This is a genomic window from Chryseobacterium taeanense (assembly GCF_900099685.1).
Taxonomy (GTDB): domain Bacteria; phylum Bacteroidota; class Bacteroidia; order Flavobacteriales; family Weeksellaceae; genus Chryseobacterium; species Chryseobacterium taeanense.
On sequence record NZ_FNDW01000001.1, the window covers coordinates 314,684 to 329,274 of the forward strand.

Genomic DNA, 14,591 nt, shown 5'->3' on the forward strand with positions numbered 1-14,591 from the left:
AAAATGAATCAAGTATTTGTTAAAGAAAAAAGGAATTATCCAAAGTTTACAGTTATGTAAATAATTTTTTAACAATCAGATTAATGTCTGAAATATAATTAAGGTGAGGTTTTTCCTCACCTTTTTTAATTGTAAGCAATATTATCATTGAAAAACCTCTGTTCATATTAAAAAATAAATTTACACTTCAAGGCTGTTGATTCTGTTTTTAAATGCAGGTTCCCCATATATTCAGACAACTTCAGATAAAATAAAGCTGTATGACTTTTAGATTATTTTTCAGGATTAATTTAAAAAATCATTTCTTCAAAAAAATTTGTTTAAAATTAAAAGTGTAAATATATTTGTGAATACACAAAAACCAAATGAAGAAAAAAAGAATCAGTTTTTTACCCAATATTGACACGAGAATCTATATGATTTTCGGAATTATCTTTCTATTAAGCACTGTTTTTTTATTGTATCAATATTTTCGACATGTAGATTGTGAAAAGGCCAATTATTATATCCACGCCGATGAATATCTCGTAAACAAAGTAGTCGAGTTCAATGACAATACACAGGGGGCTTCCTCCTGGAAATGGGATTTTGGAGATGGTACAGCTGTTGATACACGGAGCAGGACGATCCATTATTACAAAAAGCCTGGAGAATATATTGTCAGACTTACTATAAACGGTAGTTGTACCCATGAGAAACTCATCACGATTACCAGTATCAGTCAGCAGATAGGTTATATGCCGGTAATTGAAGCTCCTGATGTGGCTGCGGTGGGAGAATCTGTTCAGTTCAACGCGGAAAAAGAAAACGGAGAATCCTGGGAATGGAGTTTCGGTGAAACAGCGACGACTGACGCATTAGGGAAGTCCCCGCTTTATACATTTAAAACAGTTGGTGACAAAAAAATAACACTGATAGTGAATGGTGATGTAGAGCATACTGCTGTAAAAACTATTTATATTGCACCCAAGGCAATCCGTGCAAGGCAGAAAATTGACATCAGATCCTATGAATTTGAGAAACCACATTCTGCATTCTCACTGCCTCAGGGAGATGCTCAAAAAGATCCTTTGGTAGATATGCTGCAGCATATCCCTGTCTCTCCTAAAATCAGAGCCGGAAAAGATTCTGTAGTTTCCGTAAAAAAAGCTCCTGAGATTTCTAATGAACAGTTTCAGCTGTTACTCACTCAGGTGGCAGGACAGTCAAAAACGAAAGACGATTTCAAAGATTATGTTTGTGAAAATTATCGCATTCCAGTGGTTATAAATAATGAAAAGCTCGTTCCTTTTGATGAGTTCTGTCAGAAAATTTCAGACAAAAAGATTAAAATTAGTGCTTTAAGATTAAACAAAAATCAGGAAAACTGTATTCAGAATATAAATATTCATTATAAAATTAAGAAATGGGGTCTTTGGATGAAAGACTGATTGTATTATCAGCAGATGTAAGAAGGGTTCAGTCATAATTTTAGATTTTAAGGCAATAATTTTAACTCAGAGAAGTGGTTAAATGATATCATCGTTACATATAAATATATTAATGAGAAATAAATATCATTGCTGAATATTTAGTCTATTTTCAATTATCATTAAAATTTTTAATTTAATAAACTGTTATTTTTATTAAATATTATTTGTTTTAAATTTAATTATTTCATGTTTTTTGTATTTTTAAAATGTTAAATATTTCAATTTTTATAGATTTATTTATTTTTTTACACTAATGTGTGTATATTTGTTAAAAATGAAATGATGCTTATTTGGATCTTTTGTTGATAAGATTTAAAAAAAATAATATTTAAAAACACACGATGAAAAAAGGTAGATTCTGTATACTTTATCATAAATTCTTCTTGCTGGCCGTAATATCTTGTGGCAGTAAAAATTATATTAGTGAAATTCCTTATCATTATTCTTCTGATGATTTTTTTAAATCAGTTCAGGCAGAGAAACAAAATCAAGCTTCCCAATATTCTATAGTTGATGATAACCCGAATGAACTCAACGATGATATCCTGAAAATCCGTGAAAAATATTCAATTATTTTGGAAGTAATGCCCAGAGAAATCCACAATTATAAACTTTATTCTTACTTTGATGAATGGATTGGAACGCCTTACAGAAAACAAATACTGGAAAAACAAGTTGGTGTTGAGATGTCTTATTTTGTACAGGCATTGTTTAGTGATGTATATGGCGAAACATTTCCGAAAACTCCCGATGGCATTTTCAGGGCTAAATCTATTCAGCTATTTACAGGAAGAAGCTTTTTAAAGGAAGGAGATGTCCTTTTCTTCCGGTATGATAAGCTTCATCCTATTTCTGATGTAGGAGTTTATCTGCATAATGACCGTATTTTGGCTTGTACTTCAAAAGGACTCAATATCTATAATTTCAATGATGAATATTTCCAGCTAAGATATGTCGCTGCAGGAAGGCTTAAATATAAAAGCAAATGACAGAATCTCTGCAGCATATTGCCAGTCTTGTTACTTCTCTGAAACACGACATTCGTGCAGAGGTCATTATCAGTGATCTTCTGGAAAGTGGCGCTCTCAGCGAAAATCAATATATGATTCGTAAGGAAGGACAGTTTTCCAGATCTTACCGTTTTGATATACTCGATGTAAAACAAACCGATTACGATTACAACAGTTTGGAGGTTCTTACATTCTATCTCTCCAGAGATAGTATATATGATACTTTGCCGGAAGCAATGAGCCATAATTCTAAAAATGATACTCCGGATAAGGGCATTGAGATAATGATACGTGAGTACAATGAACAGAAAAAACAGCAGAAAGCAGCGAGAAATTTTTTTCAGCCTTTTGAAAACGAAATGTTTGATTATGGTTTGAAAATAGAGCGTTTTGAGAGAGAATTTTTGTTTATGTTAAACGATAGCCGTATTCCCGATATGTTTTATGATTTTTGGAATATCAGTCGAGATTTGCCTTCGCGGCTTGTCTCCGGATTTATCCGGCTGTTGCCATTTGCGTACAAAATAGTTGGAAATATTCAACAAGCCTGTGATATTTTATCTGTACTGCTGGAAGAAAAAGTAACGCTGAATGAAAGGGATTGTCAGCAATATACCGATGAAAGCCATGGTATTTGTCTTGGTGAAACACGTTTAGGGCTGGATTCAATTACCGGTACAGAATATGACGACTATTCCAGACATTTGGATATCATGATAGGTCCTCTCCACAAATCCTCTTTTACAGATTTTATCCATGAAGGTAAAAAGAAGCATTTTACAGATATGTTTTATGAATATTTCTTTCCTATAGAAATAGATATCAATACTATCATTCTGCTTCCCGAAGATCAGCAAAAATTTGAGTTTAATAATAAAGCAGTTTCTGTTTTAGGGTATAATACGACAATATGACTAAGGTTAAAAAATATTTCATCAACTTATTCGACCCGCAATTGCTGGTTATTATCCTGATCGTAATTGCATTATGTATTATTTTGACGATGGTCTTTTCACAGAAAACTTCGGAATTTAAGCAAAAATACGGGTCAAAGTTTTATATGTATCTCTTTTCACTGGCTTTTGTATATGCTATTATTGCATTACTTGGCTACAACAAACTTTTTCAGGGAAATAATTTATACGAATTTGTCTTTTATCAGTGGTGTTCCCTGGTGATAGGAATTGTTCATTGCTATGTATACAGGGCTTATTTTGATAAATTTGGTTCAAAAAAGCAGGTTGTCGAATATCTTTTTGTTTTTATCGCCATATGCTTTTCTTCCGTCCCTTTTATGCTGATTTACACATTTTTGAATGGAGTAGATCTTACATATCTTATGATGGGACACTTTATTGTATTCTATATTCCAACTTTCCTGAATGATACCTTCAATCGTGCGATGGGAATTCCTCCGAAAATCTATATTACATGGCGATTTCCGGAAAATTATAAAGAAACGGTAGGACTTACCGATGACGAGTGGCGAGACATGGTTGTTTTTTCCTATGTCATGGACAAGGATAAAGAGTCAGTGAAATATAATATATACCGTGCAAAAGGACCGACAAGGATAGATTTTGGCAGACTGTTTTACAACTTTGTGGTAGATTATAATCAGAGACATCCGGCAGATCAGATTCAGGTGGAAGATGAAAACGGATTGTTCGACTGGGTGTTTTTTCTTCAGCCTAAATGGTATGAAGCTACCAAATACATTGATCCTAATCTCACTCTTTATATGAATGGTATCGAAGAAAATAGCGTAGTATTCTGTATGAGAGCCAATCAGGTATTGAGTCAAAAAGAGCAAAATAATAAAACCGATTTTGAATATAATCGACAAAAAGAAAACGAACAGTTGATGTCAAACTAATAAAATATTAAAACTAATGATAGAAAAGCTCACTCATTTTTCGGTCAACTGGATAGACGGAATGAAGATTAACAAAACTCATTTTACCGATGTGCAGAACTTTATAAGTGACTCTTTTCGGGATTCCGTGGGTATTCACACTTCAAGGATTAGCTATGGATTATTGCCAACGAAGGATTCTATTAAGATAAGCCTTATTATCGACAGCCATAAACTTTTAAGAATAAGAGTAGAAGAATGTCATGCCATTACACCTAATGGATCACGAGTAGGGATTGGTAGATTAACGGAAAATCTAAGTATTTCTATTCCTTATCCTGAAGCGATTCACGAACTGAAAGAAAACGAAAATGCCGCTCTTCTGGTATGTATTTCAGTAAATCCTTTCAAAAGAATTCCTTACGGAGAACCTGATCCCGAAGAAAATCCTCCCAGATATCCCTATACACTGCCGGAATATACCCTTAATTTGATTCCTGAAAATGAATTGAAAAATACAGTTGGTTTCGGAACCCATTATCTTATCATAGGCAAGATACTCATCAGTTCCGGAGAATCAAGAATTGATGAAGATTATATTCCGCCTTGCGTAAGTGTTTCCAGTCATCCGAAACTTTTGGATCTGTACACCGAAATCGATCGTTTCTACGGACAAATTGAATTGTCCGCCATGCAAATTGCGCAGAAAATATACGCGAAACGCCAGACCAATGAGCTTGCTGTGATGATGGAGCTGATGTCTGACAAAACTCTGAATTATCTCGGTATGGAAATCAACAGATTTCGCTGGTTGTCACCTCATGTGTCGCCTGCTAAAATGCTGGTTTCGGTAGTCGGTTTAGCAAGAGTGCTGAAAAATTTTGTTGATGCCCGTTCCGGAGCAGGCAAAGAAGAACTTCTGAACTACTTTGCTGAATGGTGCAATGTAAACCAGGGAGATTTTGAAACCATATTTTCTGATCCGATCAATTCAGATTATGACCACAACCGCATGAATGAGGTAATTGTTAAAATAAAAAGATTTATGAAGACGCTGGAAGATCTTTATGCTATTCTTAGCAGATTAGATTATATCGGTAAAAAACGTGATGGAAGCATTTTCATATCAGAAAATACCAATAATCAGGATGTTGTAATTCATGCGAAAAGGAGCAGGACTTTTCTGGCAGATTAGCCATTTAATGATATTTAAAAATAATAAAAGAAATGATGAATTTAAGATTATTGTTAATGGGAAATACTTATAATAACTCAACTTTATGGAAGTTCTGAACAAAAAACAACGCAGAAGTGCCTATTGGTTTTTCGTACTCTTTTTCTTGCTTACAGTTTCAGTATTGGTGACTGCAGTTTTTTTCAATGCATATTTTCCTTTTAAGGAAAACAGCCTCCTGAAAGCCGAAAATATGAAGATGAAAAAAGAAATGGAAACACAGGATAAATTTTCCTTTCAGCTGGAAAAAGTAAAAGCGGCAGTCGATTCTATCGGGGTGAAAGGGCAAAACGACTTTTTCAATGAAAAGCTGGCATTATCTATTCTGGCCGATATGTACAAACAGCTGCCGAAGGATACACTGAAAAATAAAAATATGTACAACAATACGATCATGACATTCAAAGATCTTATTGATGCAAAAAAGCAGGTTATTCAGCTATCCGGAAATCATGTGCTGATGGATAGCTTAAGTACAATCAACAAAACCCTTAAAGAGGAATATGATAAAATGAAAACCGATCTGGATGTCTGCAGGCAGCTCTATCAGGCACAGTAAGCAGAATGTTAAATTAGCATCAGACAAAAATTATAGTATGAAATATCGGCAACTTTTATTGGCTCTGTTATTAGTTTTTGCGCTTTTCCTGAGAGCTCAGCAAAAAACAACGGATTCTTCAGGATTTGCTCATTTCGACTGTGGAATTACTCAAACGAAACAGAAGCTTGATAAAAAGTTTTTTGCAAGTACACCACCTGTAGAGCTTCGGGTGAGTAATGAAAAACATACATACACGATCTTTCAGTTTGGGAAAAGGAAAAATAAGATATATCTATATATCAGGATATTAGCTGATGATATCTGTCTTAAAAAAGAAAAAAATGTAGATGTGTTTTTTAAGAATGGTGAAATCATCACTCTGGAAAATGAATATCCTCTCAATTGTAATGCGTTTTTTGCCAGACAACTGAGCAGGAAAGAGCTTCAAAAAATAAAAGGAAATGATATCCGCCTCATTAAAATTTATACTTACAAAAAAAATTATGAGATGGATATCAGTGAAGTTCAGAATCAGGATATTCATCTCTATATCGATTGTCTTTCAGCATATAAGATCAAAAAATCGGATGAGGTCAGATTGAAGAAAAAAGACAGAAAGTGATAGTAAGGCATAAGAATTTAAATCGTTGCAATAAGTATAAGTATCAATCAATCATTATTAAACTATGAGTCCACTACCGGAATTAAATCTGAATTTAGGAATAAGCAATAACCAGGATTTCCCATTTTACGATGGCGGAGAAGCGGGTGTCATGATACATGCTGATTCGGGACTTCGGAAACATACGGTCAGCCTTATGATATCGGATAAGGAAGCGGGCGAAATTATAATGAAAATAGGAGAAAAAGAAATTACGGTTCCGACTTATAAACTTACGATAACCGATAATAAAACCAAAGAGACTAAAGCTTATCAGGTGATCCGCGACACGCTGAGTTTTGCGAGAACTAAAACAAGGAAAAGTTTTTTATCGTTTTTCGGGTTCAGGCGTTTTGACAGGACTTCCTATCTATATGATACAATTGCTTTTGAGCCTATGCTTGAGGATATGCAGAAATTTGATATTTCCAGACACCGAAAATTATCACAGGATATGCTGATCTATGAATTTGAAAGCAATGACGAAAAATTACTTCTGTTTGCGGGAGATATCAACGGCTTTGCAAAACCAGAGTATATCGATAAATATTTTATGGTAGTGGATAAAGATAATGGCAAAAGTTTTATAGCAGATATTCTTTACCGTGAAAAATTTTTGAAGCTTACTCCTGTCGTGGAGCTTACCATCATTAAAAGAAAGAAGGTTCCAAAGAATTTTGAATACGATGATACAGGCAGCCTCAAAAAGCTGATATACCTGTGAAGCACATTCATTATAAACAGTCTTAGCAAATGAAAGGAATTTATTACAAAATACCGCTCGACTTTGAAAGCATGATGGCCAAAAAAGACACAGACAAGATACCATTGGATGTATCACTACATCAACATATCCTTATGCTGGCGACTACTTCTTTTGGAGAATGCAAATTTGATGAAACCTATGGTTCTGAGATCTGGGAAATGGATTTTGATTTGTTAAAAACAGACAACAACCTGAAAGAAATCATTACTGCAACCTTAAAAAAAGCGATAACGATACACGAAAAAAGGCTTCTTCTGGAGGATGTGGAAGTTTTTGTGAGAGATTACAATGTCGGTACATTAGGCAAAAGGAGAATGAAGAAAAGGGTAGAGATCAGCATCAAAGGTCTCATATACGAAACCAACCGTCCTTTTTTCTTTAGTCACTCATTTTTTGTAGGTCCACTTTCGTATTAAAAAATAAAAATATAAAACAGATGTAAAAACACGATTGTCTTTTCTTCTTATAATGTATATAACGAAAATGAGAAGAAGTATAAATTTAAATGATGCTAAAATGAATTATGAATTAATACAAATACTGAAAAAACAGATTATTTCAGGAGCAGCTTCAGAATATGGAAGTTTTGATGATTATTCAGAAAAAGATCTTCAGGCTCTTGTAAATTTTGAAGAGCAAATCTTGACTAATAATGGATATAAAAAGCCTAAAGACAAAGATTTTAAGCTAAAGATCTATGAAATATTCGGAAGGCAGCTTGATAATTCTTCTGATGCTAAATTTATAATCATGGATATTTCTGGAAAATGTGAAGATGAGCTGGTTTTTGAGCCCTTAACTGCTCAGAAAAAATATCTGTATGTGACAAAAGAAAATAATTTTATCACTTTCTTTTTACCTCTGCCCAATATTGTTGATTATTTGAGGTTGTTTCCCGATTTGGCAACATATGAAAGTGAACCGATCACTATAAATAAGAATGAAGGACATATTAAAATAAATCAATGGAAAGATATCCCAAATCTGGCAGAAGAAAGACAAAAAAATGTGGAAGCTTTAATTTCCCGGAATAAATATCTTTTTAACGAAAGCAGAGCCGATTTTGCATGGTTAAAGTTTAACGATAAGTTCTTTCTGGAAAGTCTGGTTAAGAATTTTGGATATGTGAAAGATCAGCAATTGCTAAAATTTGTTTTTGAAAATAATAAAAGTATTGAAGGATTAGGTAAAATACTATGGAATGAAAAATGTTATGGCAGGGTGGTTTTCAATAAGGAAGTTATAAAATTAATCCAGGAATCTTCCACAGAAAAGCAAGAACAATATGTCGATGAAATTACAGATTATCTGATATTTGAAAGCAGCAACACTGCATCCGTTTTAAATGATGACTTTTCTAAAAAAGCAGAAATTCTGGGCAAAATTGCTTATTACGGAGAAAAAACAGGCAAAAAAATACATAAATCTTCTCTGTGCTTTAGAATTTTAATATGGGACGAAGAAAGAGAGAAATATGAAGAAGAATTTAGAAAAAGCAATTATTATAATCTACCGGATTTTAAAGAATTATGGAAAGAAGCTAAAACAGAAAATGAAGATGCTTTTTTACAAAATAAATCTCACGAAAGGTACTCTGTGGAGCTGCACGAAAATAAACAAAACGCTTCGTCGGATAAAGACTCACAACCTAAAAAGAAAGGTTTTTGGAGAAATCTGTTTAGATAATATTACGCGTAATGAATCAGGAAAGAATAAAAGACAGAATTTTAAGGAGAGCCGCCCGAATGTGGGGATACAATGAAATTGAAGCAGAAACTTCATTTGATCCGGTTGTAGGTTTGCTGCTGTCAGCCTGTGCGGCAGAACTCGAAAAACTGGGTTTTGAACTGGAGAACTCTCGAGCCAGAATTATTGAAAGAGTGTTGGAGGTAATGTTCCCTGAAGAAGTTTCGGGAGTTGCTCCGGCAAGAACACTTATCCAGGTTAATCCTTTGGAAAATAATGTAAAAATATCAAATTATCAAAGCTTTAAGGTGTCGGTAAGAAAACAGAATATGTATAATCCTTCCGAAAATACGGTTAAAGATTTATATTTCAGTCCGTCTGTTGAAGTAAGGCTTACAACAGCAATACTGAAATATTTTGCATACAATGAAACTTTGCACCGTATTGAAAATTTTTTCTTTGATGATATCGTTGGAAAGGCAGATAAACCTCTTCCGTCGGGTGATTTTTGGCTGGGAATACAATCTCCTCAAAAGGAAAATCTTGAAGATCTTATGTTTTTTGTTGATATCAACAATACTTATCAGAAAGAGGTTTTTTTCTATTATCTTAATCAGGTAAAAGTGTACTGCGGACAAAAGGAATTTAAACTGAAACCAGGCTATAACGAAGAAAACGGAGAATTGAATATTGATAATATCATTACCAAAAACTATTCTGATCTGGATTATATCCGTAATGAAGCCAATCAGTACTTCAGATCTCATTTCTTTACACTGAAAGGAAAAATAGATTTTGAAAATAAACATAGAAGCGAATTATTCGAAAATTATTACCCCAACCACAGAGTAGCTGAAGAAGAGAACGTTATCTGGCTGAAGTTTTGTTTTTCCGAAGCGGTAGTTCCTGATATATTACAAAATGTTCGTTTTGCACTCAACTGCATTCCTGTACTCAATATCAGGAATACCGTCATGGGACGTAAAATAACAGGGAAACTGAATATAATTCCGATAAATGAAAATGAGGAAGATTACTTTTTAGATCTTGATTGCGTGACGGAAGAAAGCGGCAGAAGGCTTGATCTTAAAGATTATGACGATCGTAACGAAGGAATGACCGCACTTTTGCGAAACGGAGGCGTATCTCGTTTTGACAGAAGGAATGCTTCCGAACTGCTTCAGTATCTTTTAGAACTGATAAAAGATGAAACCGCTGCCTTTGCAGGAATGGGTACCAATACCGCCATTGAAATTCTCAGGCAGATTAATCAGAATGTTGCATCACTGCACCAGATCGCCAGGGAAAGAAATTTTGTACAAACCAACAATCCTTATTTGGTTATATCCTCTGGAAATACAGAAGCCGATATGAGATGCGTGATTTCCTATTGGTCTACGGCCGCTGAAGAGGGCAATAATCTGAAACCTGGTTCTGTGCTGATCGCAGAAAACAGTGGAAAAAGTATATTGAAAGAATCTGCTACGATGATCCGTGCGTCAGTAGGAGGGCGGAAAAAACTTTCACCCAACGATAAAATCCTTGAATATAGAAATTCACTTCTGACTCGCGGCAGGATCGTCACGGCAGCAGACATCAGGGCATTTGCAATGAATCATTTTAAAAACCTCATCACAGATGTTAAAGTACAGAAAGGAACCAAAAAAGAAGTATCATTGAAAGGAGGCTTTAGCAGGACTATTGATGTCTTCCTGATTCGAAATGAAAAAACAGCAGAAGAAATTCAGGATCCGGAATGGAACTATTTGTGTGATAGTTTTTTATTAAAGCTGCAAACGGCATCGGCGAATGTTTATCCGTACCGTTTATTTGAAAAATAATTACTGAAAATTGATTATACAAGAAATATATTAAAGTGCAAAACACAATGATGAAATCTCATATTCCTCTTGCAGCCGGAATCTTTCCCAAATTCTGAAAACCTTTGGAGAATTAATGATCTCATCTTTGGATTATACAAAGAACAACAATTTTAAACCCATATTATTATGTTATCAAACAAAGGAATTGGTGGTAATGAAGTACCATTGGATGCAAACGAAGCTATTGTGGAAATCCCACAAAACAGAACCCTTTTTGCCCAAAAACTTACGGCGGATGATCCTGTAAAGCCCGAGCTTGTTGAAGGACTGAATACCGTAGAGAAAGTTTTTGAACACTACAAACCGGAGGTAAAAGCCGATTTTGAAGATGCTAACGGAACTGTAAAGATGGAAACCCTGAAATTTAAAAACCTTGGAGATTTCGGAACTAAAGGAATTACAGGGCAGAGCAGCTTTCTCAGCGGGCTGGAAACCGAAAAAGATCAATATCAGAAAATAGTGAAGCAACTCAGGACAAATAAAATCCTAAAGGCTGCACTCGCGGATCCAGATGCCAGAAAAACACTGTATGATATCATAAATGTACTCATCAAAGAATTGGAAGAAAATAAATAACCCTTAAAAACACAAATTATGTCACAGAAACAACAGGAAGCGCAGCAGGCAGCAGAAACGCCTGTGCTTGAACAGAAAAAAGTTACACAACTATCTGCAGATAGTTTATTAGAAAGGCTTGCCAGATATGGAGGTTTTGACTTACTGGAAACTTCAATAGAAAATGTTCAGAACATCAATCCCGATCGTAAAGCAAGAAGAAAAATTTTCCTGACTGAAAAGGGGAAAGAAAAGGAAAGAGAAACCTTGAAGAAAACGCTTGAACTTTGGGCAGATGTTATCCATAAAAACAATTCGCTTCTCGATATGGTTACCCATTGCGAAGATCAGAGAAAATCTGCGGAAGAATTGCTTTCCAAAAACCTTTCCAAAGCAGTAGATGCCACCAGAGAATTGGAAGCTAACTACAGAGCCATAGCTTTGTTTTATAAAAATACTGAATCTGATAAGGTGAAGAATATTACAGTTGTCAATGCTGCTTTAGAACAACTGAAAGATCTTGATAATACCCGTTTTATTGATACCATCCATGCAGAGCTTGCTGATAATTATGACCGTCTCGACCTTAAAAACAACTACGGATTATTGGTTATTCCGGGATATCTGGGGTCAAATACAGTAATAGAAAAATGGGCTAAGATTGCTCACCATAATAAAGTAATGCTTATTACCGATTTTGAACATCTGGATGAACCGGATGACGTAATGGAAATGTTCGATCAGGCATATCTTACGGGTGGAGAAATCTACAAGTCTAATGTTTTAATGACCTGCAACTGGCTGGTAGGAAGAGGAAGATATGAAGAAATAGATGAATTGGACGATCTTTTTATTCCACCATCCGGAGCATTAGCAGGAAAGGTTTACAAAACACTGATGTCTCAGGTAACAGCAGGAAAGAAATTCGGAGGAATCAATGAGGTTGATGGTGTGAAATTCGATTTAAAGAAGAGCGAAATTGCCAATCTGGAAAATTTAGGACTGATTCCTATGGTTAATGAATATGGAAAAGTGATGGCATTCTCAGGAAAAACACTTTTCAACGGAGATAATCTGGGGCTTCAGACATACTCTGTAGTAAGGGTGTTTGATTATGTCACCAAAGTGTTGATGGATTTCCTTAACAGGAGAGCGTTTGAAAACTTCACCGCTGTTACACGAAAAGAAATAATGAATCAAATCGTCCGCTTTCTGGATGCAATTACAGGGCCTGGCAAACTAATCGAAAATTTTGAAATCAGAAAATTTGAGCAGGATCCATTACAAAAAGACAGAATCCATCTGGATATTCATATGAAACCTTATTTCCCGGCAAAGAATTTCCTTATCAAAATGGATGGGCATAAGGGTGATGATGGTAACGAATGGGATACGGAATATGAACAAAAATAAGTCATATAATTGAATTTTTATGTGTAGGATTCAGGAGATGATGCGGAAGGATTGATGCTGTACTCCTGAGATATTTTCATTTGTGTTTGGCACAAGAACATTTTTTGTTCTTGTGTTTTTTATATAAAATTCAGACTTAATAAATATGATATAACAAGAATTATTTTATGTGTATTACAATAATAATCTAATATGAATTAAAATTTTTAAATGATAAATTTTTATTTTAATATTAAATTATTTGTTTATTTTTAAGTAAAATAGTGTTTTTAATATTTAACATAATAAATAAAATTAAATTTTATTGAGAAAAATGTTTTTAATTACAAAATTAATTTTACATTTGAATATGATTTATTGTGAAATGCTTAAATCGTGCAAAACATCAAATGAATATATTTCCATAGTTGGCTTTTATAAAAAATACAAATGATGAAAAAAAATTACACAGAGAATATATTCCATATTTGGTAGTATTGAAGTTTAAAATCTAAATATTTTATTATGTCATTCAAGACCGTTTTAGAATACGCAGGCACAAAGCGTAATGTATTATCCGTAGAGTTCGGTATGCTTCAGGAAACCGACAAAACAGGAAGGCCGTCTTCCGTAGCCCGTGGTGGCAAAATTCATTTAACCGTAGAAGGAACAGGTGCTACAGATCTTTTTGAATGGATGACCAATTCATTTGAGAGAAAGGACGGGAGTATCAGATTTATCAAGAGGGATAGTGATGCTACGTTGAAAGAGCTTAAGTTCAAAGAAGCTTATATTGTAAAGTACGTCGAGAATTTTGATGCATCGGGAGAAAATCCGCTTACGGAATCTTTTGTTCTTTCTGCAAAAGAAATCGAACTGGGTAATGCCAAACATATAAATGAATGGGTATAGCTTAAGAGAATTTTTTTAGGTCTTCTTATTTTTTTATTTAAAAAAACACAAATACAAGATTCTACATTTCCTTGATCTTCATCGAAAGATATTACAATAAGGGAAATTCTGATTTTTTATTAAATACTTACTTGTAATTAATGTATCGCATTGGCTTGCTACGTCCTGTAGGTAAGATAAATCAGCAATACCTAAAATTTAATCAACAGTCAACTAATTAAAAAAATAACATTATGTCATTTAAAGCAGTATTGGAAGTAGCTGGAAAAAAGTATAACGTATTGAACGTCAATTATGGACTATTTCAGGAAACGGATTCCACGGGAAGACCTTCCACTATTACAAGAGGAGGTAAAATTGATGTCACCGTAGAAGGAACGGGATCTACTGATCTTTTTGAATGGATGACCAATTCATTCGAAAGAAAAGACGGAAAAGTCGTTTTCTTTAAAAGGGACAGTGAAGCAACTTTGAAAGAATTGAAATTCACAGAAGCTTATTTGGTAAAACATAAGGAGAAATTTGATTCTGTAGGAGAAAATCCACTCACAGAATGTTTTACAATTTCTGCCAGAAAGATAGAAATGGGAAATGGTGCTTACGAAAATGAATGGGTATAATTCG

At 34.2% G+C, this 14,591-nt stretch carries 15 protein-coding genes; all 15 read left to right on the forward strand.

Features of this window, described 5'->3' with window-relative positions:
* The first annotated feature begins 365 nt into the window (after positions 1–365).
* The 15 genes from BLR30_RS01430 (at position 366) to tssD (BLR30_RS01500) (ending at position 14,587) form a co-directional block, all read left to right on the forward strand.
* Entirely contained in the window at positions 366–1,430 is a 1,065-nt protein-coding gene (locus BLR30_RS01430; protein WP_089853618.1) for a PKD domain-containing protein, read from the forward strand.
* Between the two features lie 383 nt (positions 1,431–1,813).
* Positions 1,814–2,461: an NlpC/P60 family protein gene (locus BLR30_RS01435; RefSeq protein WP_089853621.1), complete on the forward strand. Its 648-nt coding sequence runs from the start codon at positions 1,814–1,816 to the stop codon at positions 2,459–2,461.
* Positions 2,458–3,396, forward strand: a complete 939-nt coding sequence (locus BLR30_RS01440; protein WP_089853624.1) for a type VI secretion system baseplate subunit TssG — start codon at positions 2,458–2,460, stop codon at positions 3,394–3,396. Before BLR30_RS01435 ends, BLR30_RS01440 begins: the two co-directional genes overlap by 4 nt.
* Complete coding sequence (locus BLR30_RS01445) at positions 3,393–4,358, forward strand: TssN family type VI secretion system protein (protein ID WP_089853627.1); 966 nt, start codon at positions 3,393–3,395, stop codon at positions 4,356–4,358. Before BLR30_RS01440 ends, BLR30_RS01445 begins: the two co-directional genes overlap by 4 nt.
* Before the next feature lie 16 nt (positions 4,359–4,374).
* Positions 4,375–5,532: a type VI secretion system baseplate subunit TssK gene (tssK, locus tag BLR30_RS01450; RefSeq protein WP_089853630.1), complete on the forward strand. Its 1,158-nt coding sequence runs from the start codon at positions 4,375–4,377 to the stop codon at positions 5,530–5,532.
* Between the two features lie 85 nt (positions 5,533–5,617).
* The gene (gene tssO / locus BLR30_RS01455) at positions 5,618–6,130 is read left to right on the forward strand and encodes a type VI secretion system TssO (protein WP_089853632.1); all 513 of its coding nucleotides are present in this window, start codon (positions 5,618–5,620) and stop codon (positions 6,128–6,130) included.
* A 37-nt stretch (positions 6,131–6,167) separates the two neighbouring features.
* The gene (locus BLR30_RS01460) at positions 6,168–6,734 is read left to right on the forward strand and encodes a hypothetical protein (RefSeq protein ID WP_089853636.1); all 567 of its coding nucleotides are present in this window, start codon (positions 6,168–6,170) and stop codon (positions 6,732–6,734) included.
* A 64-nt stretch (positions 6,735–6,798) separates the two neighbouring features.
* A complete protein-coding gene (locus BLR30_RS01465) occupies positions 6,799–7,497 on the forward strand; it encodes a hypothetical protein (RefSeq protein ID WP_228400677.1) in 699 nt (232 codons plus the stop codon).
* Between the two features lie 29 nt (positions 7,498–7,526).
* Complete coding sequence (locus tag BLR30_RS01470) at positions 7,527–7,955, forward strand: GPW/gp25 family protein (protein WP_089853638.1); 429 nt, start codon at positions 7,527–7,529, stop codon at positions 7,953–7,955.
* Between the two features lie 100 nt (positions 7,956–8,055).
* Positions 8,056–9,225 (forward strand): hypothetical protein, encoded by a 1,170-nt coding sequence (locus BLR30_RS01475; protein ID WP_139164567.1) that lies wholly within the window; start codon positions 8,056–8,058, stop codon positions 9,223–9,225.
* 11 nt (positions 9,226–9,236) lie between these two features.
* On the forward strand, positions 9,237–11,066 hold the full coding sequence (locus tag BLR30_RS01480) for a type VI secretion system baseplate subunit TssF (RefSeq protein ID WP_089853643.1): 1,830 nt from the start codon (positions 9,237–9,239) through the stop codon (positions 11,064–11,066).
* A 168-nt stretch (positions 11,067–11,234) separates the two neighbouring features.
* Entirely contained in the window at positions 11,235–11,684 is a 450-nt protein-coding gene (locus tag BLR30_RS01485) for a hypothetical protein (protein ID WP_175443574.1), read from the forward strand.
* Between the two features lie 18 nt (positions 11,685–11,702).
* On the forward strand, positions 11,703–13,076 hold the full coding sequence (locus BLR30_RS01490) for a DUF5458 family protein (RefSeq protein WP_089853648.1): 1,374 nt from the start codon (positions 11,703–11,705) through the stop codon (positions 13,074–13,076).
* A 504-nt stretch (positions 13,077–13,580) separates the two neighbouring features.
* Positions 13,581–13,967, forward strand: a complete 387-nt coding sequence (gene tssD / locus BLR30_RS01495; protein ID WP_089853651.1) for a type VI secretion system tube protein TssD — start codon at positions 13,581–13,583, stop codon at positions 13,965–13,967.
* A gap of 233 nt (positions 13,968–14,200) precedes the next feature.
* A complete protein-coding gene (gene tssD / locus BLR30_RS01500; protein ID WP_089853654.1) occupies positions 14,201–14,587 on the forward strand; it encodes a type VI secretion system tube protein TssD in 387 nt (128 codons plus the stop codon).
* Positions 14,588–14,591: the final 4 nt, after the last annotated feature.

What these genes read in the sequence shown, in the direction of transcription:
- BLR30_RS01430 (WP_089853618.1), top strand. Translation starts at nt 366, where the DNA reads ATGAAGAAAAAAAGAATCAGTTTTTTACCCAATATTGACACGAGAATC.
- BLR30_RS01435 (WP_089853621.1), top strand. Translation starts at nt 1,814, where the DNA reads ATGAAAAAAGGTAGATTCTGTATACTTTATCATAAATTCTTCTTGCTG.
- BLR30_RS01440 (WP_089853624.1), top strand. Translation starts at nt 2,458, where the DNA reads ATGACAGAATCTCTGCAGCATATTGCCAGTCTTGTTACTTCTCTGAAA.
- BLR30_RS01445 (WP_089853627.1), top strand. Translation starts at nt 3,393, where the DNA reads ATGACTAAGGTTAAAAAATATTTCATCAACTTATTCGACCCGCAATTG.
- tssK (WP_089853630.1), top strand. Translation starts at nt 4,375, where the DNA reads ATGATAGAAAAGCTCACTCATTTTTCGGTCAACTGGATAGACGGAATG.
- tssO (WP_089853632.1), top strand. Translation starts at nt 5,618, where the DNA reads ATGGAAGTTCTGAACAAAAAACAACGCAGAAGTGCCTATTGGTTTTTC.
- BLR30_RS01460 (WP_089853636.1), top strand. Translation starts at nt 6,168, where the DNA reads ATGAAATATCGGCAACTTTTATTGGCTCTGTTATTAGTTTTTGCGCTT.
- BLR30_RS01465 (WP_228400677.1), top strand. Translation starts at nt 6,799, where the DNA reads ATGAGTCCACTACCGGAATTAAATCTGAATTTAGGAATAAGCAATAAC.
- BLR30_RS01470 (WP_089853638.1), top strand. Translation starts at nt 7,527, where the DNA reads ATGAAAGGAATTTATTACAAAATACCGCTCGACTTTGAAAGCATGATG.
- BLR30_RS01475 (WP_139164567.1), top strand. Translation starts at nt 8,056, where the DNA reads ATGAATTATGAATTAATACAAATACTGAAAAAACAGATTATTTCAGGA.
- BLR30_RS01480 (WP_089853643.1), top strand. Translation starts at nt 9,237, where the DNA reads ATGAATCAGGAAAGAATAAAAGACAGAATTTTAAGGAGAGCCGCCCGA.
- BLR30_RS01485 (WP_175443574.1), top strand. Translation starts at nt 11,235, where the DNA reads ATGTTATCAAACAAAGGAATTGGTGGTAATGAAGTACCATTGGATGCA.
- BLR30_RS01490 (WP_089853648.1), top strand. Translation starts at nt 11,703, where the DNA reads ATGTCACAGAAACAACAGGAAGCGCAGCAGGCAGCAGAAACGCCTGTG.
- tssD (WP_089853651.1), top strand. Translation starts at nt 13,581, where the DNA reads ATGTCATTCAAGACCGTTTTAGAATACGCAGGCACAAAGCGTAATGTA.
- tssD (WP_089853654.1), top strand. Translation starts at nt 14,201, where the DNA reads ATGTCATTTAAAGCAGTATTGGAAGTAGCTGGAAAAAAGTATAACGTA.